This window comes from Paraclostridium sordellii, from assembly GCF_000953675.1.
Classification (GTDB): Bacteria; Bacillota; Clostridia; order Peptostreptococcales; family Peptostreptococcaceae; genus Paraclostridium; species Paraclostridium sordellii.
In genome coordinates this window covers 3,035,414-3,059,651 of sequence record NZ_LN679998.1, presented here as the reverse complement: position 1 = coordinate 3,059,651, position 24,238 = coordinate 3,035,414, and the positions used below count along the sequence as shown (strand labels likewise).

General features: G+C 28.0%; 25 protein-coding genes. 21 read left to right on the top strand and 4 right to left on the bottom strand.

The annotated features are described in order from the left end of the window. The 7 genes from ATCC9714_RS14810 to ATCC9714_RS14780 form a co-directional block, all read left to right on the top strand. On the top strand, nucleotides 1-338 hold a 338-nt coding region (locus ATCC9714_RS14810), incomplete at its 5' end, for a ferritin-like domain-containing protein (RefSeq protein ID WP_280136264.1). A gap of 69 nt (nucleotides 339-407) precedes the next feature. After that, complete coding sequence (locus ATCC9714_RS14805) at nucleotides 408-1,052, top strand: dUTP diphosphatase (protein ID WP_021127634.1); 645 nt, start codon at nucleotides 408-410, stop codon at nucleotides 1,050-1,052. 173 nt (nucleotides 1,053-1,225) lie between these two features. Beyond that, nucleotides 1,226-3,448 (top strand): DNA helicase PcrA, encoded by a 2,223-nt coding sequence (gene pcrA, locus ATCC9714_RS14800; RefSeq protein WP_021127635.1) that lies wholly within the window; start codon nucleotides 1,226-1,228, stop codon nucleotides 3,446-3,448. A 20-nt stretch (nucleotides 3,449-3,468) separates the two neighbouring features. After that, nucleotides 3,469-4,767, top strand: a complete 1,299-nt coding sequence (locus ATCC9714_RS14795; protein ID WP_057574374.1) for a M18 family aminopeptidase — start codon at nucleotides 3,469-3,471, stop codon at nucleotides 4,765-4,767. A 121-nt stretch (nucleotides 4,768-4,888) separates the two neighbouring features. After that, nucleotides 4,889-5,638 (top strand): patatin-like phospholipase family protein, encoded by a 750-nt coding sequence (locus tag ATCC9714_RS14790; RefSeq protein ID WP_057574376.1) that lies wholly within the window; start codon nucleotides 4,889-4,891, stop codon nucleotides 5,636-5,638. 99 nt (nucleotides 5,639-5,737) lie between these two features. Next, the gene (locus ATCC9714_RS14785; RefSeq protein WP_021127638.1) at nucleotides 5,738-6,334 is read left to right on the top strand and encodes an AAA family ATPase; all 597 of its coding nucleotides are present in this window, start codon (nucleotides 5,738-5,740) and stop codon (nucleotides 6,332-6,334) included. A gap of 96 nt (nucleotides 6,335-6,430) precedes the next feature. Next, nucleotides 6,431-6,955: a peptidylprolyl isomerase gene (locus ATCC9714_RS14780; protein WP_021122249.1), complete on the top strand. Its 525-nt coding sequence runs from the start codon at nucleotides 6,431-6,433 to the stop codon at nucleotides 6,953-6,955. Between the two features lie 112 nt (nucleotides 6,956-7,067). On the opposite strand, the gene ATCC9714_RS14775 is transcribed toward ATCC9714_RS14780, so the two are convergent. Continuing rightward, a complete protein-coding gene (locus tag ATCC9714_RS14775; RefSeq protein WP_021127640.1) occupies nucleotides 7,068-8,015 on the bottom strand; it encodes a manganese-dependent inorganic pyrophosphatase in 948 nt (315 codons plus the stop codon). Between the two features lie 108 nt (nucleotides 8,016-8,123). Between ATCC9714_RS14775 and ATCC9714_RS14770 the strand changes: the two genes are divergently transcribed. Continuing rightward, entirely contained in the window at nucleotides 8,124-8,726 is a 603-nt protein-coding gene (locus tag ATCC9714_RS14770; protein ID WP_021127641.1) for a DUF4230 domain-containing protein, read from the top strand. A gap of 198 nt (nucleotides 8,727-8,924) precedes the next feature. Beyond that, the gene (adhE, locus tag ATCC9714_RS14765; RefSeq protein WP_057574378.1) at nucleotides 8,925-11,543 is read left to right on the top strand and encodes a bifunctional acetaldehyde-CoA/alcohol dehydrogenase; all 2,619 of its coding nucleotides are present in this window, start codon (nucleotides 8,925-8,927) and stop codon (nucleotides 11,541-11,543) included. Between the two features lie 127 nt (nucleotides 11,544-11,670). On the opposite strand, the gene ATCC9714_RS14760 is transcribed toward adhE, so the two are convergent. Then, nucleotides 11,671-12,012, bottom strand: coding sequence for a hypothetical protein (locus ATCC9714_RS14760; protein WP_021122255.1), 342 nt, complete (start codon nucleotides 12,010-12,012; stop codon nucleotides 11,671-11,673). A gap of 279 nt (nucleotides 12,013-12,291) precedes the next feature. Further along, nucleotides 12,292-12,540, bottom strand: a complete 249-nt coding sequence (locus ATCC9714_RS14755; protein WP_057574380.1) for a hypothetical protein — start codon at nucleotides 12,538-12,540, stop codon at nucleotides 12,292-12,294. An 87-nt stretch (nucleotides 12,541-12,627) separates the two neighbouring features. Here ATCC9714_RS14755 and ATCC9714_RS14750 point away from each other — a divergent pair, with 87 nt between their 5' ends. The 10 genes from ATCC9714_RS14750 (at nucleotide 12,628) to rlmD (ending at nucleotide 20,552) form a co-directional block, all read left to right on the top strand. Next, nucleotides 12,628-13,356, top strand: coding sequence for a YkgJ family cysteine cluster protein (locus ATCC9714_RS14750; RefSeq protein ID WP_021122256.1), 729 nt, complete (start codon nucleotides 12,628-12,630; stop codon nucleotides 13,354-13,356). 10 nt (nucleotides 13,357-13,366) lie between these two features. Continuing rightward, nucleotides 13,367-14,278, top strand: coding sequence for an MBL fold metallo-hydrolase (locus tag ATCC9714_RS14745; protein WP_057537310.1), 912 nt, complete (start codon nucleotides 13,367-13,369; stop codon nucleotides 14,276-14,278). Between the two features lie 52 nt (nucleotides 14,279-14,330). Beyond that, nucleotides 14,331-15,125, top strand: a complete 795-nt coding sequence (locus tag ATCC9714_RS14740; RefSeq protein WP_057574383.1) for a GTP pyrophosphokinase — start codon at nucleotides 14,331-14,333, stop codon at nucleotides 15,123-15,125. Nucleotides 15,126-15,174: 49 nt separating this feature from the next. Next, the gene (locus ATCC9714_RS14735; protein WP_057542392.1) at nucleotides 15,175-15,867 is read left to right on the top strand and encodes a metallophosphoesterase; all 693 of its coding nucleotides are present in this window, start codon (nucleotides 15,175-15,177) and stop codon (nucleotides 15,865-15,867) included. Nucleotides 15,868-15,940: 73 nt separating this feature from the next. Then, a complete protein-coding gene (locus ATCC9714_RS14730) occupies nucleotides 15,941-16,711 on the top strand; it encodes a hypothetical protein (RefSeq protein ID WP_057545701.1) in 771 nt (256 codons plus the stop codon). Between the two features lie 158 nt (nucleotides 16,712-16,869). Further along, a complete protein-coding gene (locus tag ATCC9714_RS14725; protein ID WP_021122264.1) occupies nucleotides 16,870-17,427 on the top strand; it encodes a 5' nucleotidase, NT5C type in 558 nt (185 codons plus the stop codon). 26 nt (nucleotides 17,428-17,453) lie between these two features. Continuing rightward, nucleotides 17,454-17,939 carry a hypothetical protein gene (locus ATCC9714_RS14720; RefSeq protein WP_054631328.1) on the top strand — a complete coding sequence of 162 codons (486 nt, stop codon included), beginning with the start codon at nucleotides 17,454-17,456 and terminating at the stop codon, nucleotides 17,937-17,939. Between the two features lie 158 nt (nucleotides 17,940-18,097). After that, on the top strand, nucleotides 18,098-18,427 hold the full coding sequence (locus ATCC9714_RS14715; RefSeq protein ID WP_021122266.1) for a DUF1904 domain-containing protein: 330 nt from the start codon (nucleotides 18,098-18,100) through the stop codon (nucleotides 18,425-18,427). 17 nt (nucleotides 18,428-18,444) lie between these two features. Then, nucleotides 18,445-19,167 carry a pseudouridine synthase gene (locus ATCC9714_RS14710; protein ID WP_057545702.1) on the top strand — a complete coding sequence of 241 codons (723 nt, stop codon included), beginning with the start codon at nucleotides 18,445-18,447 and terminating at the stop codon, nucleotides 19,165-19,167. 23 nt (nucleotides 19,168-19,190) lie between these two features. After that, nucleotides 19,191-20,552: a 23S rRNA (uracil(1939)-C(5))-methyltransferase RlmD gene (gene rlmD, locus ATCC9714_RS14705; RefSeq protein WP_057545703.1), complete on the top strand. Its 1,362-nt coding sequence runs from the start codon at nucleotides 19,191-19,193 to the stop codon at nucleotides 20,550-20,552. Nucleotides 20,553-20,629: 77 nt separating this feature from the next. On the opposite strand, the gene ATCC9714_RS14700 is transcribed toward rlmD, so the two are convergent. After that, the gene (locus tag ATCC9714_RS14700; RefSeq protein ID WP_054629529.1) at nucleotides 20,630-21,649 is read right to left on the bottom strand and encodes a D-2-hydroxyacid dehydrogenase; all 1,020 of its coding nucleotides are present in this window, start codon (nucleotides 21,647-21,649) and stop codon (nucleotides 20,630-20,632) included. 538 nt (nucleotides 21,650-22,187) lie between these two features. Here ATCC9714_RS14700 and ATCC9714_RS14695 point away from each other — a divergent pair. Both ATCC9714_RS14695 and ATCC9714_RS14690 read left to right on the top strand, forming a co-directional pair. Further along, nucleotides 22,188-23,420, top strand: coding sequence for a CaiB/BaiF CoA transferase family protein (locus ATCC9714_RS14695; RefSeq protein WP_057545704.1), 1,233 nt, complete (start codon nucleotides 22,188-22,190; stop codon nucleotides 23,418-23,420). Nucleotides 23,421-23,443: 23 nt separating this feature from the next. Then, nucleotides 23,444-24,220 carry an acyl-CoA dehydratase activase gene (locus ATCC9714_RS14690; RefSeq protein WP_021127657.1) on the top strand — a complete coding sequence of 259 codons (777 nt, stop codon included), beginning with the start codon at nucleotides 23,444-23,446 and terminating at the stop codon, nucleotides 24,218-24,220. Nucleotides 24,221-24,238: the final 18 nt, after the last annotated feature.

The following is a 24,238-nucleotide window of genomic DNA, read 5'->3' as shown; positions in this document are numbered from 1 at the left end:
CAGAAGTAGGAATGTATTTAGCAATGAGTCGTCAAGCTGATAGAGAAGGATTCCCAGAAGTAGCAGAAGCATACAAAAGAATAGCATTTGAAGAAGCAGAACATGCTGCTAAATTTGCTGAATTACTAGGAGAAGTAGTAGTAGCAGATACTCAAGCTAACTTAAAAGCAAGAGTTGAGGCAGAGTATGGAGCAACTGATGGAAAATTAAAATTAGCTAAAAAAGCTAAAGAACTAGGATTAGATGCTATACATGATACAGTTCATGAAATGTGTAAAGATGAAGCTAGACATGGTAAAGCATTCTTAGGATTATTAAATAGACATTTTGGAAAATAACTTAAATAAAAGAAGGAGTCATACTGACTTCTTCTTTTTATTTACTTAAAAAGGATATAGGTGATTTTAATGAATAATAGTAAAAGTGTTGATGTATTTATTGAATATGGGGAAAATGCAACAATACCAAAATATGAAACTCCATTAGCATCAGGAGCTGATTTATTTGCTGCTAGAGATATGGTTATAAGACCTTTTGAAAAAGTAGCTATACCTCTTAATATAAAGTTTGCAATTCCTGATAATATGGAAATTCAAATAAGAGCAAGAAGTGGATTATCATTAAAGACAAATCTTAAGATATCCAATTCAGTAGGAACTATAGATGCAGATTCAGTAAGTGAAATTTCTGTTATACTAGAAAATAATTATAATATAGCTAATCTACCTTATGAGATAGCAAATGACATAGAAAAACTGAGAGATTTAAAAGAAAACTATAAAGAAGTAAGGTTAATAGATTATGTAGAATCTCAAGGGTATGATATCAATGAATATAAAGAATGTGAAAAAGCATATAAAAAGTTACTTAAAAACTACATATATTTAGACAAGAATGGAAATCCATATGGAAGTATATATATACAAAAGGGGAATAGGATTGCTCAAATGGTTTTAGCAAAATATTATAGAGCTAATTTTATTCATGTTTATGATGTTGAAGAGATAAAAGGAGTAAATAGAGGTGGCGGTTTTGGTCATACTGGATTTTAAATGTTCTATAAAATAAGTATTGGAAGTAAAAAGTTAAAGCTTTAACTTTTTACTTCCAATACTTATTTTAATATATTTAATTATGGGCATTAATATTTATGTATCAATAAATTTGAATTAATATAGATAATAGATTAAAATATACATATATCATTGGCATATAGGAGGTAATAATGGATATAGATTCACTAAACCCCGCCCAAAAGGAGGCGGTTTTAAAAACGGAAGGTCCTGTACTTATATTAGCAGGTGCTGGATCAGGAAAGACAAGAGTTTTAACTACGAGAATAGCTCATCTTATGAAAAATAAAGGAGTACATCCTAGTAATATATTAGCAATAACATTTACAAATAAAGCTGCAAATGAAATGAAGGAAAGAGTTGAGGAAACTATAGATTCAGATGTTAAAGACATGTGGATAACAACTTTCCATTCATGTTGCGTTAGAATGCTTAGAAAAGATATAAATAGAATCGGATATAATAGATCATTTGTAATATATGATAGTTCTGATCAAGTTACCTTAGTTAAGGATTGCTTAAAAGAGCTAAATCTTAGTGATAAGACATTTGAACCTAAAGTAGTTATAAGTTATATATCAGGAGCTAAGGATAAACTATTGACTCCAGAACAGTATAAAGATATGCATAGAAGTGATGCAAGAATGAGTAAGATTGCAGCCGTGTATACTTTATATCAAGATCGACTAAAAAGAAATAGTGCCCTAGATTTTGATGATTTAATAATAAAAACTGTAGAGTTATTAAAGAAAGAAGAAAGTGTACTAGCATATTATAGAAACAAATTTAAATATATAATGGTTGATGAGTATCAAGATACGAGTAAGGCCCAATATGAGTTTATAAAGCTTTTAGCAAAAGAACACCAAAATATCTGTGTTGTTGGAGATGATGACCAAAGTATATATGGTTGGAGAGGTGCAGATATAAGAAATATATTAGAGTTTGAAAGAGACTATAGTGATGTTCATGTTGTAAAGTTAGAACAAAATTATAGATCTACTCAAGTTATACTAGATGCTGCTAATACTGTTATTTCTAATAACATAGAAAGAAAAAGAAAAAAACTTTGGAGTGAACAAAAAGAAGGTGAAAAGATAAAGATTCAAGTTAATGCAGATGAAATTGAAGAGGCTGATTTTGTTGCAGATAGTATATGGAAAATACATGAGAAAGAAAATAAGCCATTTAAAGATTTTGCAGTATTATATAGAGCCAATGCACAAGCACGTGCCATAGAGGATGCTTTAAATAGAAGTCAGATACCATATAACATATATGGAGGAACTAAGTTCTATGAAAGAAAAGAAATAAAGGATTTAGTTGCATACTTAAGAGTTCTTCAAAATGTTCAGGATGATATATCTTTAAAAAGAATAATAAATGTTCCTAAGAGAGGTATTGGGCTTAGAACTATAGAAAAAATAGAGGATAGAGCAAGTTTAAAGCAAGAAAGTATATTTTCTGTACTTTTAGATGTTGATACTAACTCGGATATATCTACAAAGGCTAGAGCTAACATAAATGGGTTTGTAGATTTAATAGGTACACTTAGAGTAATAAAAGATGCATATTCTGTGAGTAAGCTTATAGAAAGAGTGTTAGATGTTACAGGATACCTAGATGAGTTAGAAAAAGATAAAAGCGAAGAATCTCAAGATAGAATAGACAACTTAAAAGAGTTTATATCTATTGCTATAGAATTTGAAAATAGTAGTGAAGAAAAAGATTTAGAAACATTTTTAACTAATGTTGCTCTTACTTCTTCAGAAAGTGGAGAAGAAGAGGATGATAGAGTTTCTCTTATGACTATACATACATCAAAGGGACTAGAATTCCCAGTTGTATTCTTAATTGGTATGGAAGAGGGGTTATTCCCTATCTCAAGAGCCGTAAGATCTATGAGTGAATCTGATATAGAAGAAGAAAGAAGACTTTGTTATGTTGGGATAACTAGAGCTAAAAAAGAGTTATATATGACACTTACAAAGAAAAGAACTCTTTATGGAAAAACTAATCCATCTATACAATCAAGATTTATGGAAGAGCTTCCTCAAGAATGTATAGAAAAACTTAATGAAGAAGTGCATGAATTAAGTTACTCTAAAGCGAACTACAATATACTAGATAAATATAAGCAAAAATATATGAAATCTATGAATAAAGCTAGTGTAGCAACAAAAGTAAATGCTACTATAAAAGAGAGTAAGCCTGAATCTAATGTTGATGATATTAAATTGGGATCTAAGGTGCATCATCCTAAGTTTGGTGTAGGAACTGTTGTATCAGCTTCTGGATCAGATTTGACGATTGCATTTAATAATCAAGGAATAAAGAAAATAAATAAAGAGTATACAACATTAGACTTGCTATAAATTTTAAGGGGGATTGAAAAATGAATTCAAATGAATTTGCAAGAAACTTAATAGGATTTATACACAATAGTCCAACAGCTTTTCACTCAGTAGAAACGTCTGAAGAATTATTAAAATTAAATGGATTCGAAAGATTAGATTCTAGAGAGAGATGGACTTTAAAAAAAGGTGGAAAATATTATACTACTAAAAATTCATCAGCTATAATAGCATTTACAGTAAATTCAGAAGATGTTAAAGAAGATGGTTTTAGAATAATTGGGTCACATTCAGATTCGCCTGCTTTTAGGATAAAGCCAAATCCAGAAATGGAAGTTGAGAAAACTTATTTAAAATTAAATACAGAGTGCTATGGTGGTCCTATATTAAATACATGGTTAGATAGACCTTTAGCTATAGCAGGTAGAGTAGTTTTAAAAGGAGACTGTGCCCTAAGACCTATTGAGACATTAGTAAATATAAATAGACCTATCTGTATAATACCTAATCTAGCAATACATATGAATAGAGAGGTTAATGATGGATTTGCTTTAAATAAACAAAAGGATATGTTACCTTTAGTAGGATTATTAAATGATACTTTAGAAAAAGATAATTTCTTAGTTAAGACTATTGCTAAGGAATTAGGTCGTAAAGTAGATGATATTATAGACTTTGATTTATTTTTATATGAATATGAAAAAGGCATGTTAATAGGTGCAAATGAAGAAATGATATCTTGTGGTAGATTAGATAATTTATCAATGGCTCATGCGAGTTTACATGCTCTTATAAATTCAAAAGGATCAAAAGGAATAAATGTAGTAGCTGTATTTGATAATGAAGAAGTAGGAAGTTCCACTAAACAAGGAGCTGATTCAAATATGTTGATAAATGTATTAGAAAGAATTTCTATATCTTTAGGTCAAGATAGAGAAGACTTCTTTAGAAGTTTATATTCTTCATTTATAATATCAGCAGATCTTGCACATGCTGTTCATCCAAATGTACCTGAAAAGCATGATCCAACTAATAGACCTGTTATGGGGAAAGGTCCAGTTATAAAAATAAATGCAAATCAGGCTTATACAAGTGATAGCCAATCTATAGCTGTATATAAAGCTGTATGTGAAAAAGCTGGTGTAAACTGTCAAGAGTTTGTTAATAGATCTGATGTAAGAGGTGGAAGCACTATAGGTCCTATATCATCTACTCATATAGATATACCATCAGTTGATGTTGGTAGTCCGATACTGTCTATGCATTCTATAAGGGAATTAGGATGTGTAAAAGACCATATGGATATATATAAGACGTTTAAAGTATTTTATGAGTTATAAAATATAATTTATATTACATTTATGGGGGATGTATAAAAGTATATAAACTTTTTACATCCCCTACAATTATTAATAAATTCAATTTATAAAAAATTAAAAGTTAGAATAGGAGTGATTCAATATGAAATTAGGCTTATGTTTAGCTGGAGGTGGAGCTAAAGGGGCTTTTGAAGCAGGAGTTATATATGGACTTTATGAAAGAAATTTAAAATTTGATGTTATAGCAGGTACATCGATAGGTGCAATAAACGGATATTACATATACACAGAAAATGTTAACAACTTAAAGGATATGTGGATAAATATTCAGACAATTGGTGAAAACGGTATCAAAATAGTTGATAACACTGTGGATAACTCTTTGGCAATAGACATCTTAAAATCATTAAAAAACAATTCAAATAGTAAAAGACCATTTTATGTTAATTATGTTAATATAAATAATTCAATAATGACAGAAAAAGTTGTAGATATATCTAAATTAAGCTATGAAGCGGGATTAGAGGCTATAAAATATAGTTCATTACTTCCATTTAGACCATCAAAAGATCTTAAACCTTCAGATCAATTTAAAAAGGATTTAGTAGAAGGTTTATATGATGGATACAATTTAGATGGAGGAATGTTAAATAATACATTATTAAAGCCTTTATTAGATGAAAATGTGGATAAAATAATAATAATAACTATGAACTTCGACTTTGAATTACCTGAATATATAAAATCAAACTATAAAAAAGAAAATATAATTATAGTTAAGCCGGATAAAGCATTTGAAAAAAATGCTACATTGAATTTTAATGGAGAATTTTGCAAACAAACATTTAATGATGGATATGAAATAGCAAAAAGATTAACTATTAATGTATAAAATTAATAAATAACTTGAAAATGTTGAATAAATTAGCGTATGTTAGTATAATAAAAAGGTTCTGATTTTGAAATAAAAAGTATGGAGTTGATATAAATTATGGCAACTAAGAGAATCGCTGTACTAGGTGGACCTAGATGTGGGAAGACAACATTAATACAACATTTATATGTTGAAATGAAAATAGCTGGATTAGATGTAGGATATGCTTTAGAATATTCTACTGAATATTTAAGAGATAAAGGAATGATCGAAACTATATCTGAACAGTATGGTATATATTTAGGTCAAAAAAAGATAGAGGATGATTTATCTGGATTTGATTATGCACTTACAGACTATGCTACATTTGTACCTTACATATATGGAAGATTCATGTTAGGTGATAGAAAAAGAACTAACAAAGAAATACAAATATTAAAAGATTTATACTGCTTAGCTCTAGAAGATATACAAAATTATGATATGATTGTATATGTTCCAAGACAGTTTGGATATGTTAAGGATGGAGTTAGATGGCAAGATGAAAGCATAGCTATTCAAATTGATGAGGCTATATTAAGCTTTTTAAAATCTGAAAATATAAACTTTGTAGAGGTTTCAGGATCTACAAAAGCTAGAGCTAAACAAATATTAGAATTATTAGATATAAACTATAATGAAACTGAATTACTAGATGAAAAAGATGAGAAATAAGCTACCAAAATAAGTAGCTTATTTTTGTGATTTTTTATTATTATTGGTATATAATAAAAAGAGAATATAAAACTAGTAAGAAAGGAAGTACATAAAATGGAAAATAAAAACCCAATAGTAACAATAGAAATGGAAAATGGAAAACAAATAAAAATAGAGTTATATCCGCATATAGCTCCAAATACAGTAAAGAACTTTGTATCTTTAGTACAATCAGGATTTTATGATGGATTAACATTCCATAGAGTTATACCTGGATTTATGATACAAGGTGGATGCCCTAATGGAACAGGTATGGGTGGACCAGGACATACTATAAAAGGAGAGTTTACTCAAAATGGACACACTAACAATCTAAGACATGAAAGAGGAGTTATCTCAATGGCTAGAACTATGGCTCCTAATTCAGCTGGATCACAATTCTTCTTAATGCATGCAAATTCACCACACTTAGATGGTCAATATGCATCATTTGGTAGAATAATAGAAGGTCTGGATGTTGTTGATGAAATAGCTTCTGTTAAAACAGATAGAATGGACAAGCCTCAAACTCCACAAGTAATGAAAAAAGTTACTGTAGAAACATTTGGAAAAGATTATTCTGACGTAGAAAAAATGTAATTAAATTAATTTATTTCAATATAGAATGAATTAAAACCTCAATAAGCATAACATAAAAAAGAGATTCTTAAATTTAAGAATCTCTTTTTATTTTTAGTATTTTAAATATAATTTATATATTCTTTTTAACAGATTCACTTAAATTTGGAACTAATTGTTTCTTTCTAGAAACAGCTCCTTCTACGAATACTCCTTGAGAAGCATTTACACCAAAAGCATCTGATATTAGTTTGTCTTCAGCTTTGTATATTAAATAAGAACCTTCTTTTATTATATCTGTTACTGCTAATAATAACATATCAAAATCAGTGCTATTTATATAACTTAAAAATTCATCTTGCTTATTAAGAACAGCATCTATGTCTAATGTGAACACTTGTCCTATTCCAACTTTTTTACCTTCCATATCGAATGGTTTAAAGTCCATATTTACTATTTCTTCAACTGTGAAACCATCTAAAGATGTTCCTGCTTTAAACATATCCATAGCATATTTTTCTATATCTACATTTACTATTTTGTTTAATTCTTCAACAGCTTTTTTATCCATTTCTGTAGTTGTTGGAGATTTGAATAATAATGTATCTGATAGGATAGCTGACATTAAAAGACCAGCTATTTCATATGGTATTTCAATATTATTTTCTTTAAACATTTGAGTTATTATTGTACAAGTACATCCTACAGGCATTAATCTCATTGATAAAGGTGTATCAGTTTTCATACCACCTAGTTTGTGATGGTCAACTATTTCAACTATTTCTGCATTTTCTAATCCATCTATACTTTGTCCGTATTCATTATGGTCAACTAATATAACATTAGCTTTTCCATCTAGTAATAAGCTAGCATCCTCATTGCATATATTTGATATAGAAGTTAATACAGTTGGAGCATCAACTTTAAAGTAATCTAAAACAAATTGAGCTTCTTTTCTAACATCTCCTAAAGCATAAGCTTTAGCTGTTTGTCCTAGTTTGTTTTTTAAGTATGTTAATGATATTGATGAACAGATTGAATCTGTATCAGGGTTTTTATGACCAAAAACTAATAAAGTCATTTTTAAGTCTCCTTTCATGTTTCAAAAATTTATGTATCAATTTTCTTTTTTATACAAATTAAAAACTTTACAATCGCAACTTATATTATATCAAAAGGAGGTAAAATTTTGCTACAAAAACGAAAAAAATTTAATAATAATAAATTAGTAATTCTATTTATATTTTTAGGTATCACTATAGGAGCTATATTATGTTCAGGAATGATATTTACTAAAAAACCACCTAAGGATACATCAAAAGTACTAAATACTATAGAACAAGTAGTAGAACTATCAACATCAAAATATAATTATAGTGATATTATAACCATTAAAAAAGATAAAAGTTTTAAAAATATAAAAATACCATTTACTGAAAAGTCATTTATTATAAAATACAATGGCATTATAAAAGGGGGCGTAAAATCTAAAGATATTAATATTATTAACAACACATCTAATTCCATAATTATAGAAATTGAAAAGTGTAGTATTATAGATCATTACATAGATGAAAGTAATGTATATGTATATGACATAAAAAATGCATTATTTAATAGAGTAGATGTAAATGAAGTTATAGAAGAATTATCTAATGGAAAGAAAGCTTATGAAAATAAAATTATAAAAGAAGGGTTCATTAAGGAGATAAAAGAAAGTACAACTAAAAGTCTAAAAAGTAGTTTAAAAGAATTAGGATATAAGGATGTTGAGATAAATTTTAAACAGTAAAAATAATACTATCTAGAATTTTCTAGATAGTATTATTTTTGTTTATATTAAAAGTAAATTTAAAAAATAATTTTAGAAAGATAAAAATTTAACGAAAAAGTGTTGACAAAAATTTAACGCAGGCATATTATATAAATATAGAGATTGTTAAATAACTAACATTGAAATAAATTAATAACGTCTTGGGAGGATTTGAAAATGAGTAAAGAAGCTAAAAAAGTAGTAAATATGGATATTAAAAAAGAATTAACAGCAGAAGAAAAGGTAAATATATTAGTAGAAAAAGCTAATAAGGCTAAGAATGAAATGCTTAAGTTAGATCAAGAAGCTGTAGATAAGATTGTTAAAGAAATGGCAAAAAAAGGCCTTGATAAACATATAGAGCTTGCTAGATTAGCTGTAGATGAAACTCAAAGAGGAGTTTTTGAAGATAAAGTAACTAAGAATATATTTGCAACAGAGTACATTTATAATAGTATAAAGTACAATAAAACTGTTGGAGTTATAGAAGAAAATGAAGAAGAAAATTATAAATTAATAGCAGAACCTATAGGGGTTATAGCTGGAGTAACACCAGTTACAAATCCAACTTCAACTACAATGTTTAAATCAATAATAGCTATGAAAAGTAGAAATCCAATAATATTTAGCTTCCATCCATCAGCTCAAAAGTCTTCATCTGAAGCTGCTAAAATAGTTAGAGATGCTGCGATAGCTGCTGGAGCTCCAAAAGATTGTATTCAATGGATAGAGGAACCTTCAATAGAAGCTTCAAATGCATTAATGAAAAATGATGGAATATCATTAATACTAGCAACAGGGGGACCTGGTATGGTAAAAGCTGCATACTCTTCTGGTAAACCAGCATTAGGAGTTGGAGCAGGTAACGTACCTTGTTATATAGAAAAGACTGCTGATATTAAGCAAGCGGTAAACGATTTAATACTATCAAAAACATTTGATAATGGAATGATATGTGCTTCAGAACAAGCAGTAATAATAGATGAAGAAATATATGATGATGTAGTAGATTTAATGAAAGCTTATAACTGCTACTTTGTAAATAAAGAAGAAAAGAAATTACTAGAAGGATTAGTTATAAATAAAGAAACTTGCACAATAAATGCTAATATAGTAGGTCAAAGTGCATATAAAATAGCTGAAATGGCAGGAATAAAAAATGCTCCAAAGGATGCAAAAATACTAGTTGCAGAATTAGAAGGAGTGGGATATGACTATCCTTTATCTAAGGAAAAATTAAGTCCAGTATTAGCTTGTTATAAAGTTAAAGGCTATAAAGAAGGAATAGAAAAATGCGTTGAAATGACGGAGTTTGGAGGTCTTGGACACTCTGCTGTTATTCACTCAAATAATGATGATATAATATTAGAATTTGGTAAAAAAGTTAGAACAGGTAGATTACTTGTTAATGCACCATCAACTCACGGTGCTATAGGAGATATATATAATGTAAATATACCATCATTAACGTTAGGATGTGGATCTATGGGTAATAACTCAACAACAGATAATGTATCAGCAGTGAATTTAATAAATGTTAAAAAAGTTACTATGAGAAGAAACAATATGCAGTGGTTTAGAATACCTGAAAGAGTTTACCATGAATTTGGTTCAGTAAGCTATTTAGAAAAAATGGCGGATACTAATAGAGTGATGATAGTTACAGATAGAATGATGGTTCAGTTAGGTTATGTAGATAAGTTAATTTACCATTTAAGAAAGAGAACTAATCCAGTAATGATAGAAGTATTTTCAGATGTTGAGCCAGATCCATCGGTAGAAACTGTATTAAATGGTGCTAATGTTATGAGACAATTTAAACCAGATACAATAATAGCATTAGGTGGAGGTTCAGCAATGGACGCAGCTAAAGGAATGTGGTTATTCTACGAAAATCCTGAAGTTGACTTTGATGACTTAAGATTAAGATTTATGGATATAAGAAAAAGAGTATTTAAGTTCCCTAAATTAGGAAGACAAGCGAAGTTGGTGGCTATACCAACTACATCAGGAACAGGTTCAGAGGTTACATCTTTTGCAGTTGTAACAGATAAAGTTAATAATGTTAAATATCCTTTAGCAGATTATGAGTTAACTCCAGATATCGCAATAATAGATCCAAACTTTGTGATGACTGTACCAAAATCTGTAACAGCAGATACAGGAGTAGATGTATTAACTCATGCTATAGAAGCTTATGTTTCTGTAATGGCAACTGATTACACAGATGCATTAGCAATAAAAGCAATAGAAATGGTATTTGAATATCTTCCAAGAGCATATAAAGATGGAAGCGACAGAGAAGCAAGAGAAAAAATGCATAATGCATCATGTATGGCAGGAATGGCATTTGCAAATGCATTCTTAGGTATAAACCATTCATTAGCTCATAAACTTGGTTCAGAATTCCATATACCACATGGTAGAGCAAATGCAGTTTTATTACCTTATGTTATAAGATACAATGCTACTAAGCCAACTAAGTTCTCTGCATTCCCTAAATATAAATCATTTGTAGCTGATAAAAAATATGCAGAAATAGCTAAGTATATAGGTCTTAAAGCTAATAATACTGAAGAAGGTGTAAATAATTTAATAGATGCTGTAAACAAGTTATTAACTGAATTAAATATACCTAAAACTATAGCTGAATGCGGAGTAAGTGAAAAAGATTTTATGGCATCAGTTGATAAGTTAGCATTAGATGCATTTGATGATCAATGTACTCCAGCTAACCCAAGATATCCATTAGTATCTGAATTAAAAGATATATACCTAACTGCATTTGGAAAGTAAGATAAAAGAGTAGGAAAAATTAGAATTTTCAGAAATAGAACTTGACTGAGAATATTTGATGTAATATACTTTGATTAAGTAAATAAAAATAAATAGGGGCCTATTAAGGCCCCCTTATTTATTTACATTATAATTCCAATTTTCTTTTACTAAAAACAACTTTTTCATAGTCGTTTTTAATACATATAATAGCATTAGAATGATCTACTTCGAAGTTTGCAAAAGCAGAAAATAAATCTATATCTCTCATAAAATGAACGGTCATTAAATTAGTAGATTTATTAAATCTTAAAATTATAGATCTAACAAAAGGAAATTGAATTCTAGAAGCAAATAAATCATTATTACTACAGTCTACGTCCACACTTCTGTAATTGATATCTATAAATAAATCTATATCTTCATCTTCTTCTCTTATAATTCTATATTCAAAATCTGAGTCTAAATTTAGGTTACCTATTTTAAGCATATAAACATCTCCTTAAAATTATTAGTTAATAAACTATTATACCCTAAAAAATTAATATATAAATAGAATATTTTTTATAGGAAAAAAGGAAATTATATTTACTTAAAATGTAGATTTTTTTATGAATAAAAAAAGAGCCTTCATCGGGGGAACGAAAGCTCATAAATGGGGGAGATTGAGTTAAATATTATTTATATATTACTATTATTACCTGAATGTGAAATTTTATAACAATAAAAATAAAAAAATCCCCCTAAAATTTATATTAGAGGGAAGGATCTATTTTTTATTTATAAACTTAGGTCCTAAGTATTTTTTTATATCTTCTTCTGGAGAAAAATCATCAATTAATATTTCTCTTCCACTATCTTCTAATATAACTAGAACTTCACAATCACCTTGTAAGAAAAATTTTCTAACTGTTTCTTCTCTTACTTCTCTAACTTTAGTTACATTTTTTTTCTTTTTCTCATAATCTTTTGTGTAGTAACTTTCCATCATGTTTATAACTTTAGTATATCTATTCATATAAAAGTACCTCCTAATAAGTTTCAAAAAAATATGTTATAATTATTGTTTGTATTAACTTAATAATTATAACAAGGAGTAATAATAATGGCTACCCTAAAAAAGATTGATATAAAAAAAGGAATTCAATTTGCAAGAGAAGTTAATTTATTTGATGAATTAAATAACATATATAACAATTTACCAAGTGGAGATTGTACAGGTTGTGGAAAGTGCTGTATGGAATCAGTAGGTACAAACTTAATTGAGTTTTTAAATATATATAACTATTTAGAAAACAATAAAGCCCTAAGAGATAAATGTTTAAACAAAGTAATAGATTATTACTTCTTAGAATATATAAAAAAGAGTTCATGTCCATTTAAAGATGAAAATAATAAATGTTTAATATATCAAGTTAGACCTTTGAATTGTAGAATTTATGGACATTGGACTAAAGAAGATTATAATTTGAATTTAAGCAATATAAACAATAAAAATAATGAATATTCTAGATTAATAAAAGATGAATATGGGTTTGAAATTAATGAAGAAGTAGTTAACTTTAAAATTAATTATTGTGAGGATTTTAAACCAGAAAATAGGTATTTAAAAAAATCTGAAAGATTAGAATTTGCTGACTCTCTAATGATACTTGATTCTAAGTTATACTCAAGTGGAGTTATAGATATAGAATTTAAAGATAGAGGAATAGTTGAATATTTTATAGAATCATTACTTTTTGAAAATGTAGCATATAATATAAAAATTAATGTTACCAAAGATGAAATGGTTAGAAATATAGCTTTAAAGAGATTAAAGTCAATTATATTATAAGGTGATTAAAATGAAGATAATCAATATAAAAGGGAACTCTTTTTTCGCAAGAGGCGGGACAAATACAGGTATCTATTTATTTGATGATAATAGTGCTTTAATTATAGATCCAGGACTTCCTGGAGTAAGACCAAGAAACTTAATGAAATATTTTGATGAAAATGGAATAATTCCAAAATGGATAATTAATACACATGAACACAATGACCACTATGGAGCAGGATATCAATTTAAAGAAAAATATAAAGATATAGTAAATATGTCTAGTGAATTTAGTAAGATTTATATAGATAACCCAGTATTATTTTCTTCTTATATAATGGGAGGGGAAACTAATGCTATATTTGACAAAATTCTATTGAATAAAAATATGGAACAAGTTAAAATTGATGAGGTTATAAAGGAAGGAAAAATTAATATAAATAATGAATATATAGAAGTGATAAGTTTGGTAGGACACACTATAGGATCTATAGGAATAATGACAAAAGATAAAGTATTATATTTAGGAGATACTTTAATAGGAGAAGAGCTTTTAAATAAGTTCGAATTACTTTTTTTATATGATATAGAAGAATATTTAAAGTCATTAGATAAAGTTAAATATCTAGACTTTGAGTATTGTGTTTTAGGACATTGTAAAAGACCTATAACAAAAGAAAGTACATTAGAGCTTATAAGTAAGCATGAGGAAAATGTAAATGAATATTTAAAACAAGTAAAGACTATAGCTAAAGAACCTAGCACACTAGAATACATATTAAAAACAATAATAAATGATAATGAATTAAGTTATAACTATAAAGAATATCACTTTTTTAGATCAACGCTAGTTGGAATGATAAGTTATTTAATTAAACTAGGTGATATTGATTGTCAATTAAAAAATGGAGACGTTCTTTATTATACAAAACAACTATAAATTATGTTAAAATATAGAAGTTGACAAATATGAAAACAAAGGGTGAGAAATAATGGAATACGAAAAGTGGGATAAGATACTTGTTCCTTATGAACACGCTGTAGAAGAACTTAAAGTAAAATTTAAAAATATAAGAAAAGAATTTCTAAAAAGAGGAGAGTATTCTCCAATAGAGTTTGTAACAGGAAGAACAAAAAAAATTTCGTCCATAATATCTAAAGCAAAACGATTAGATATTTTAGATATAGAAGAAATGGAAGATATAGCTGGGATAAGAATAATGTGCCAGTTTGTTGAAGATATATATACAATTGTCGAACTTATAAAATCAAGAAATGATATGGCGATTATTTATGAAAAAGATTACATAGCAAATTTTAAAGATAGTGGATATAGAAGTTATCACTTAATAATAAGATACCCTATAAATACAGCTCAAGGATATAAGGAAATTCTATGTGAAATACAGATTAGAACATTAGCTATGAACTTCTGGGCTACTATAGAGCATTCCTTAAAATATAAATATGAACATTATATACCAGAAGACTTAGCGATGAGATTAAGAAGAGCAGCTGATGCAGCATTTTTATTAGACCAAGAAATGAGTGAAATAAGAGAACATATAATGAAGGCTCAGGTTATGTATCAAGTTAAATCCATAACTGTAAGAGATGTTTTAGGCAAGATACAAGAGTTATATGACTTAGGTGAAACTCAAAAAGCTATTATTTATCAAAGAAGATTAGATCGAATTGATAATGAAAGGGATATAACTGAAATTATTGCCCTAAAAAGTGAAATAGATGCTTTACTTGAAGGGTATAATAAGAAAAGAAGAGGGTAAATCTCGCTTCTTTTTTTAGTTTTTAAATAGATATAGAAAGGAGATTGTTATGAGTTTATATGCAATAGGAGATTTACATTTTTCAACGGCAGTTAATAAACCTATGAATATATTTGGAGATAACTGGGAAAATCATGAAAAAAAGATAATAGATAGTTGGAATAGTAAAGTAAATAAAAATGATACTGTACTAATTGTAGGAGATACTTCATGGGGGATTAATATGGACGAAGCTACTTTTGACTTAGATATAATACATAATCTTCCTGGGGAAAAAATATATGTAAAAGGAAATCATGATTATTGGTGGACAACAGTAGCAAAGTTAAATAAGCTTTATGAAGATATGAGTTTTTTACAAAATAACTTTTATTCTTATAATGAATATGCCATATGTGGAACAAGAGGTTGGATATGTCCTAATGATGTAAAATTTACCGAAGATGATGAGAAAATATATAAAAGAGAAGCCCATAGGTTAAAGTTATCTTTAGATGCAGCAAAAAAAGCTGGATTTGAAAAAATAATAGTAATTACTCACTATCCTCCAACTAATGATAAGTTAGAACCATCTTTATTTACAGATATATATGAAGAATATAAAGTTGAAAAAGTTATATATGGACATTTACACGGTAAAGAATCATTTAAAATGGGATTAGAAGGCATAAGAGAAGGTGTTGAGTATAAATTAGTATCTTGTGACTATGTAGATTTTAATTTAGTAAAAATTATGGATTAATTAATAAAATATGGTAAATAATATAAGATATATTTAATCTAATATGAAAACCTTAGATAAAGGAGTTGTTAATGTGAGGTGGATATTAGTAATTCTAATCTTATATGTATTACCAATAGGTATTTTATTTAAAAATAAAGAGAGTTTTAAAAGAGCAAGTATATATGGTAGTATGTATACAGTTGTAGTTACTGTTATAGTTATAAGCAATATATATATAAGTACTTTAAACAAAATGGAAGTTTTCCTTAATAACAAATATACATTTGATGAAAAGTATGAAGCTAAATCTAACGAAAGCCATAAAGAAGAAATAAATAGAGAAAATGAAAATAAGAAAAATAAAGATAAAGTAGATATAAGTGTAAAAGAACAGAAAGATATTAAGGAAAATGAAAAAATTAAGGAAAATGAAGTTATATCCATAGAGCTAACGGATAAAGAAATTGTTAAGAACTTTAAAGAGGAAATTTATGATATAGAAAGGCAGGCACTAGTTCCTATGAGGGAGTGTATGCCTGATTTAAAAAATTTAAAAGTTAACCTTCAAACAATAAAAGATGCTAAGAAAGATGTTTCGTATGCTAAAAGTATGTGTGAAAAAGTTGTAAAAACCTATGAAGCTATGGATGTTCCAAAACTTAAAAATGAAGAAAATACAGCTATACTAAATGATGCTAAAAAATGTGTTCAAAAGGCATATATTTTAAGAGGAAAAGCTATGGACTGTGCACAAGAACTATTAAATAGCAAAAACTTAAAATATGTATCAGAAATTAAGGAATATTTAAGGCTATCTGATTTGGAAATTGAAAAATTTCTCAATAACATGAAGCAGTTATAAGACATAGGTTTTACGTGAAACAAAAAAGCTTGTATTTTTGCAAGCTTTTTTATTTTATCTACATATAATAAGAATGAGGGTATTTTGATTTATAATATTTATTATGATATAATATCTTAATTGTACGAATATAAAGGTATTACCTGGAGGTAGAGATTATGAAATTAAATATATGTATAGATATAGATGGAACAATAACAAATCCATATCATTTCATACCTTATTTAAATGATATGTATAATAAACAAATAACTGAAGCTGAATGTAAGACACACAAATTAGAAGAGTTATATGAAGTTGAATTAGACGATTTATTAAAATCTTTTCATACAGATTATATACATGCATATAAAGAAGCTAAATTAGTAGAAGGTGTAAAAGAAGTACTAAAAGACTTAAATGAAAATCATAATTTATATTTCGTTACAGCTAGAAGTGAGCATTTAGAAGATATAACAAAAGTATGGCTAAAAGAAAATGAACTAGGGCATATAGATGTACATTTATTGGGAAGCGACTATAAAGTAAATAAGGCAAAAGAATTAGAATGTAATATTTTTATAGAAGATAATCCGAGTAATGCTATACAATTAGCTCAAGAAGGGTTGACTGTATTATTAGTAGATAACAATTACAATAAAGACATTGATAATGAAAATATAATAAGAGTTAATACTTGGAATGATATAAAGGAGTTTATATCAACTTTAAAATAAAGCGTTAAATGGGGGGAGGTAAATAATTGAGAGAAGTAAAATTAAATATAAATAAAAATATTTTAACAGTAAAAAGTAAAGATATAGTTAGTGTTTTAAATGAACGAGAAGATTTTATAAGTGTACAAGATATATCTGAAAATATAAAAGAAGATAGCATAATGGCTTTTGACTGCAAATTAGATGATAGTATATTTTCAATAGAAGAAATAAATGATTTACTAGAAGAATTGGGAGAAGATGCAAAACTAGATGATATTCAAATTTTATTTGACGATGTAAGAGCTTTTGTAAAAGATGCAACGGATGAAATAGAATCTGACCTTAGAGAAAAATACTCTAATGATAATATAAGATGCTTCTTTAATGTTTATAGCGTAGATGAAACATTTACAGACTTTAAATTAGTATTTGTAATAAGCTTTAAAGAAATAGGAATAGCATCCTTAACTAGTTTAACTGAGATTCTAGGTAAAAAACAATTAAATGGATCATCTAAGTTTTATAGTTAATATAAAATAGACATTTTTAGGGATGTCTCAAAAGAATAAGTTTTGAGACTCCCTATTTTTATGTATTAAGTTAGATAGGTAAATTGTAATAATTAAAAATTAAAAGTATAATAATACCTATATTAAATAAGATTAAAATTAAAGAAAGGATGATGTATATGCCACAAATAAAAATAAGAGGAATAAATGAAAATGATATATGTAAAATAAGTGAAAAAATGATAGATGATTTAGTAGATGCAGTAAAATGCCCAAGAGACTACTTTGAAATAGAATGCATAAAATCAGTAGCTATAAGAGATGGAAAGATATCAGCTGTATATCCATTTGTAGAGGTAGCTTGGTTTGATAGAGGACAAGATGTTCAAGATACTGTAGCTAAAATAATAACTAATAGTATAAGAAACAATCTAGATGTAGAAAGTATGGACTTAGCATTTACTGTATTTGAAAAAGAGAAGTATTATGAAAATGGAGAGCATTTCTAAAAAGGTAGGTAACGTTTATGGCTAAAAAACAACGCTTAGATAAAATACTTTCAAATTTAGGATATGGAAGTAGAGCTGAAATAAAAAGAGATTGTAAAAAAGGATTAGTAACTGTTAATGGGAAAACTGAAAAAAATCCTGGACTGCAAGTGGATACAGATAAAGATGTAGTAGTATTTAATGGTGAGACTATAGAATACAAAGAATTCATATATTTAATGCTAAACAAGCCAGATGGATATATTTCAGCAACTTTTGATAAGTATGACCCTATAGTTCTTGATTTAATAGATTCTAAGTTTTTAGCTTTTGATCCATTTCCAGTAGGAAGATTAGATAAAGATACAGAAGGATTATTAGTTTTAACTAATGATGGAAAACTTACACATAGAGTTTTATCTCCAAAAGGTCATGTTCCAAAAACTTATTTTGCAAAAATAGATGGATTTGTAGATGAAACTGATGTAAAAGCTTTTAAAGAAGGTGTTGAATTAGATGATGGATATAAAACTATGCCAGCTAATTTAAGAATAATTGAAAGCGGAGAAACTTCTGAAATTGAACTTACTATACATGAAGGTAAGTTTCATCAAGTTAAGAGAATGTTTGAGAGTGTAGGTAAGAAAGTTACTTATTTAAAAAGATTATCTATGGGAAGATTGCATTTAGATGAAAATCTTAATTTAGGTGAATATAGAGAATTAACAGATGAAGAGATAAAACTTATAGAAGAAAGATAGTATTACACACGGAGGAAAAAATAGTGAAGAGAAGAGATATTATAGAATTTGAAGTTGATAAGATGGAGTTTGGTGGAACTTCTGTAAGTCGTCTAGGAAATAGAGACATATATATGAAAGGTGGAATAACGGGCCAAAAGGTAAAAGCTTCAGTTAAGAAAACTAGAAGTGGAAAAGCTGATGTAAAAATGTTAGAGCTATTAGAAAACTCACCATTAGAAACAGAGATTCCATGTAAACACTTTAATCAATGTGGAGGATGTAGTATTTTATCAGTTCCATATGAAAAGCAAATTGAAATAAAAGAAAGACAAGTTATGGACTTATTTTTAGAACAAGATATATTTGGATTTAACTTCCAGGGGATTGAACGAAGTCCAAAAACAAAAGAATATAGAAATAAAATGGAGTATACATTTGGAGATGAAATGAAAGATGGACCTTTAACTTTAGGTCTGCATAAAAAAGGTAAACATATTGATATTATAACTGTTGATGGATGTTTCTTAGTTGATGATGACTTTATAAAAGTATTAACTTCAACAGTTGAATTTTTCAATGAAAAAAAACTTCCATACTATAGAAATATGAGCCATAAAGGTTATTTAAGAAATCTTGTTGTTAGAAAAGGTATAAATACTAATGAAATGATGGTAAATATAGTTACATCATCTCAAGAAGATTTTGATATGACAGAGTATAAGGAGATGTTACTAAATTTAGATTTAAAATGTGAATTAGTAAGTATACTTCATACTATAAATGATGGATTAGCTGATGCTGTTAATTGTGATGAATTAAGAGTTTTACATGGAAGAGATTATATACAAGAAGAACTTTTAGGACTTAAATTTAAAATATCTCCATTCTCGTTCTTCCAAACAAATACAAAAGGTGCAGAAGAATTATATAAAATAGCTAGAGAGTTTGTTGGAGAACATAATAATAAAGTTATATTTGATTTATACAGTGGAACTGGGACAATAGGTCAAGTAATGGCTGAAAAAGCTAAGAAAGTATATGGTATAGAGTTAATAGAAGAAGCTGTAGAAGCTGCTAATAAAAATGCTAAATTAAATGGATTAACTAATTGTGAATTTATAGCTGGAGATGTAGCTAAAACAGTAAATAAGTTAAAAGCTAAACCAGATATAATAATAGTAGATCCACCAAGACCTGGAGTTCATAAGGATGCGATAAGAGATATAGCTGGATTTAATTCTAAGGAAATAGTTTATATATCATGTAATCCAAAAACATTAGTATTAGACTTAGTAGAATTCAAACATTATGGATATGAGGTAGAAAAGGTTAAGTTAATGGATATGTTCCCAAATACTCCTCATGTTGAAACTGTAGTAAAATTAAAGCGTGTAAGAGACTAGAAAAATTTTATAATCGTAAATTTTATATAAACATAAAGATATAGACGCTCTAATTGAGCGTCTTTTTTTATTTAAAATTAGTTTATACTCATTGATGCCAATACATTATTAGCACTATTGCCAGTATTTAAGACATCTTTTACACAGTCTAAACTTATACTTACTATATTATCAACTGCAGTAGTTGTGAAATAACCTATATGATGAGTAAATAACACATTTTCCATATTTAATAATTTTTTTATTTGAGGATCAGTAAGGTCATGATGAGGTATTACTTGATTTAAGAAGGCACCTTCAGTTTCAAATGTATCTAAAGCCGCACCAGCTATGATACCGTTTTCCAAAGCTTCGATTAAATCATCTGTATTAATAATTCCACCTCGTCCAGCATTTACTAAGTAGGAATTTTTTTTCATAAGCTTTAAATTATCTTTGTTTATCATATGTTTTGTTTCTTCTGTAAGAGGAGTATGTAGGGATACAACATCAGATTCTTTAAGAAGATCTTCTAAGGTATCTTTATAAGTCAAAATATCTTTTAAGGATTCATTTTCATAAGCATCAAAAGCTATAACATTTGCACCTAAGCCCTTGAATAATTTAGCAGCAGTTGAACCTATTTTACCTGTACCAACTATACCGACTGTAATAGATCTAACCTCTCTAGCTATTAGATTTGCTGACCATCTAAAGTCACCAGCATGAACATTTCTGTATATAAGATGCATATTTCTAAGTAGATTCATAGTCTGAGTTACAGCAAGTTCTGCTACTGAGTTTGGAGAATAAGCAGGTACGTTTGTTATAATAAGATCGTTTTTAACAGCTTGGTCTAGATCAATCATATCAACTCCAGCTGTTCTAGAAGCTATTTGTTTTATTCCAAATTCCTTTAATTTTTCATATACTATTGGTTCATTAATTAAATTAGTTTGTTGGATTGAGATTCCATCATAACCTTTGGCTTTATCAACGGTTAATGAGGATAAACCTTCTTTAATTGTATCGACTTGAATATTATTTTCATTTTCCTCAATCCACTTTGATATTGCAGGCAATTCATGTTCACGTGCACTAAACATCAATATTTTCATATAAAGCCTCCTTGTTTTTCAATAGACAAGCTATTATACAATTAAAAAAGTAATATAAAAAATAGATACTATAACAGTATATTTATATGATTAGCTTATCTATTAATTATTAAAAATAAACATAGCTACAAAGGGCATATTAAAAATTAAAAAATTAACTAATAATATGCCTTGATGATTAAATCATAGCATGCAATTGTTAATTATACAACAATATAAATTTATCATTTTAATAAAATGTTATTATTTTTAGACTTAGATAAAATTTAAAAATACGTAAATCATTGCATTATGCAAGAGTAGTGTTGGATTTTGCAATAAAAATAAATTTTAATAATATCTGTGATTCGAAAAAGAAACACATTAAAATGTGTAAAAATTAACGATTTAAAAAGAAAAATAAAAGTTGGCACGATAAATGCTTAACAAAATATAGTATCAAATAAAATTTCAATTCAAAATTTATAAAAATTATTTTAAAAAATTCTTAGTTACTAAATTCAAATTATAAAATTTACAATTTATAGGAGGTTCAGTTATGGATAATAGAGCATTACTAAAAGGTGTTAGAGTTGTTGAATTATCAAGCTTTGTAGCGGCGCCTTGTTGTGCCAAATTACTTGCAGATTGGGGAGCAGAGGTAATTAAAATCGAACCACTAGGTGGCGATGGCATAAGAGTTATGGGTGGAACTTTTAAATCTCCGTGTACTGATGATGAAAATCCAATGTTTGAATTAGAAAATGGAAATAAAAAAGGTATAAGTGTAAATGTTAAAACAAAAGAGGGAGTTGAAATACTTCACAAGCTCCTATCTAAATCAGATATATTTGTAACAAATGTAAGAGAGAAAGCTCTTGCTAAGATGGGGCTTACTTATGATCAATTAAAAGATGATTTTCCAGGACTTATACATGCTCATATTTTAGGATATGGAGAAGAAGGTCCATTAAAAGATAAACCAGGATTTGATTATACAGCATATTTTGCTAGAGGTGGGGTAAGTCAATCCCTTATGGAAAAGGGAACTTCACCATGTAATACTGCTGCTGGATTTGGAGATCACTATGCAGGAATATCATTAACAGCTGGTATATTAGCAGCTCTTTATAAAAAACAAATTACAGGTGAAGGTGATAGAGTAACAGTAAGCTTATTCCATACTGCACTTTATGGAATGGGAATGATGATTACAACATCTCAATATGGAAATGAAATGCCTATATCAAGAACAGAACCAAACAGTCCACTTATGACTACTTACAAGTGCAAAGATGGCAAATGGATACAACTTGCTTTAATTCAATATAATAAGTGGCTTCCAAAATTCTGTGAAGTTATAAACAGACCAGAAATAATGAAAGATGATAGATTTAATGATATAAAAGTAATGCCAATGCATGTTGATGAAATGGTAAAAATAGTAGAAAAAGCAATGCTTGAAAAAACATTAGATGAATGGTCAGCTCTATTAGAAGAAGCAGATCTTCCGTTTGAGAAAGTTCAAAGTTGTGAAGATATCATTAATGATGATCAAGCTTGGGCAAACGATTTTCTATTTAAAACTACTTATGAAAATGGAAATGAAGGTGTGTTAGTAAACGGACCAGTTAAATTTAAAACTATGGGCATTAAGGAATACGAGCCAGCACCTAGACTTGGTCAACATACCAAAGAAGTTCTTAAATCTATAGGATACACAGAAGAAGAAATATTAGATATGGTTAATTCTCAAGCTATTAAATTAGATGATGCAAAAGAACTAGTCTAGAGATATAAAGGGGAGACTAAAAAATGTACACAATGGGATTAGATATAGGATCAACTGCATCTAAAGGAATCATCTTAAAAGATGGGAAGGAAATAGTAGCTTATTCTACAATACCCTCAGGTACAGGAACTAGCGGTCCAGCTAGAGTTCTTGAAGATTTGTATAAAAAACTTAGTATAACAGAAGATGATATAAAAAATACTGTAGTAACTGGATATGGTCGTATGAAATATGCAAATACTCATAAACAAATAAGCGAGTTAAGTTGTCATACTAAGGGTGTAAAGTTTTTGATACCTACAGTAAGAACTGTGATAGATATTGGAGGGCAAGATGCTAAGGCACTTAAGTTAGATGAAAATGGGATTTTGTTAAATTTCTTGATGAATGATAAGTGTGCAGCAGGTACAGGCAGGTTTTTAGATGTAATGGCAAAAATTGTTGAAGTAGACGTATCAGATCTTGGAGATATATCTATAAAATCTAAAAATGAAGTATCTATAAGTAATACTTGTACAGTTTTTGCTGAATCAGAAGTTATATCACATTTGTCAAATGATATAGCAATAGAAGATATAGTTGCAGGAATTCATACATCAGTTGCTAAAAGAGTCGCAAGCCTTGTAAAAAGACTTGGCGTGAAGGAAGATGTAGTAATGGTTGGGGGAGTTGCAAAAAATTCAGGGGTTGTTAAAGCTATGGAAAAAGAATTGGAAACTAAAATTATAGTTCCTGACATACCTCAACTTACAGGAGCCTTAGGAGCAGCTATATATGCTTATAATGAAATAAAAAAATAATGGTAAAGAGGGATGAAA

Coding starts and splice junctions, on each gene's coding strand:
- ATCC9714_RS14805 (WP_021127634.1), top strand. CDS start 408: ATGAATAATAGTAAAAGTGTTGATGTATTTATTGAATATGGGGAAAAT.
- pcrA (WP_021127635.1), top strand. CDS start 1,226: ATGGATATAGATTCACTAAACCCCGCCCAAAAGGAGGCGGTTTTAAAA.
- ATCC9714_RS14795 (WP_057574374.1), top strand. CDS start 3,469: ATGAATTCAAATGAATTTGCAAGAAACTTAATAGGATTTATACACAAT.
- ATCC9714_RS14790 (WP_057574376.1), top strand. CDS start 4,889: ATGAAATTAGGCTTATGTTTAGCTGGAGGTGGAGCTAAAGGGGCTTTT.
- ATCC9714_RS14785 (WP_021127638.1), top strand. CDS start 5,738: ATGGCAACTAAGAGAATCGCTGTACTAGGTGGACCTAGATGTGGGAAG.
- ATCC9714_RS14780 (WP_021122249.1), top strand. CDS start 6,431: ATGGAAAATAAAAACCCAATAGTAACAATAGAAATGGAAAATGGAAAA.
- ATCC9714_RS14775 (WP_021127640.1), bottom strand. CDS start 8,015: ATGACTTTATTAGTTTTTGGTCATAAAAACCCTGATACAGATTCAATC.
- adhE (WP_057574378.1), top strand. CDS start 8,925: ATGAGTAAAGAAGCTAAAAAAGTAGTAAATATGGATATTAAAAAAGAA.
- ATCC9714_RS14760 (WP_021122255.1), bottom strand. CDS start 12,012: ATGCTTAAAATAGGTAACCTAAATTTAGACTCAGATTTTGAATATAGA.
- ATCC9714_RS14755 (WP_057574380.1), bottom strand. CDS start 12,540: ATGAATAGATATACTAAAGTTATAAACATGATGGAAAGTTACTACACA.
- ATCC9714_RS14750 (WP_021122256.1), top strand. CDS start 12,628: ATGGCTACCCTAAAAAAGATTGATATAAAAAAAGGAATTCAATTTGCA.
- ATCC9714_RS14745 (WP_057537310.1), top strand. CDS start 13,367: ATGAAGATAATCAATATAAAAGGGAACTCTTTTTTCGCAAGAGGCGGG.
- ATCC9714_RS14740 (WP_057574383.1), top strand. CDS start 14,331: ATGGAATACGAAAAGTGGGATAAGATACTTGTTCCTTATGAACACGCT.
- ATCC9714_RS14735 (WP_057542392.1), top strand. CDS start 15,175: ATGAGTTTATATGCAATAGGAGATTTACATTTTTCAACGGCAGTTAAT.
- ATCC9714_RS14725 (WP_021122264.1), top strand. CDS start 16,870: ATGAAATTAAATATATGTATAGATATAGATGGAACAATAACAAATCCA.
- ATCC9714_RS14715 (WP_021122266.1), top strand. CDS start 18,098: ATGCCACAAATAAAAATAAGAGGAATAAATGAAAATGATATATGTAAA.
- ATCC9714_RS14710 (WP_057545702.1), top strand. CDS start 18,445: ATGGCTAAAAAACAACGCTTAGATAAAATACTTTCAAATTTAGGATAT.
- ATCC9714_RS14700 (WP_054629529.1), bottom strand. CDS start 21,649: ATGAAAATATTGATGTTTAGTGCACGTGAACATGAATTGCCTGCAATA.
- ATCC9714_RS14695 (WP_057545704.1), top strand. CDS start 22,188: ATGGATAATAGAGCATTACTAAAAGGTGTTAGAGTTGTTGAATTATCA.
- ATCC9714_RS14690 (WP_021127657.1), top strand. CDS start 23,444: ATGTACACAATGGGATTAGATATAGGATCAACTGCATCTAAAGGAATC.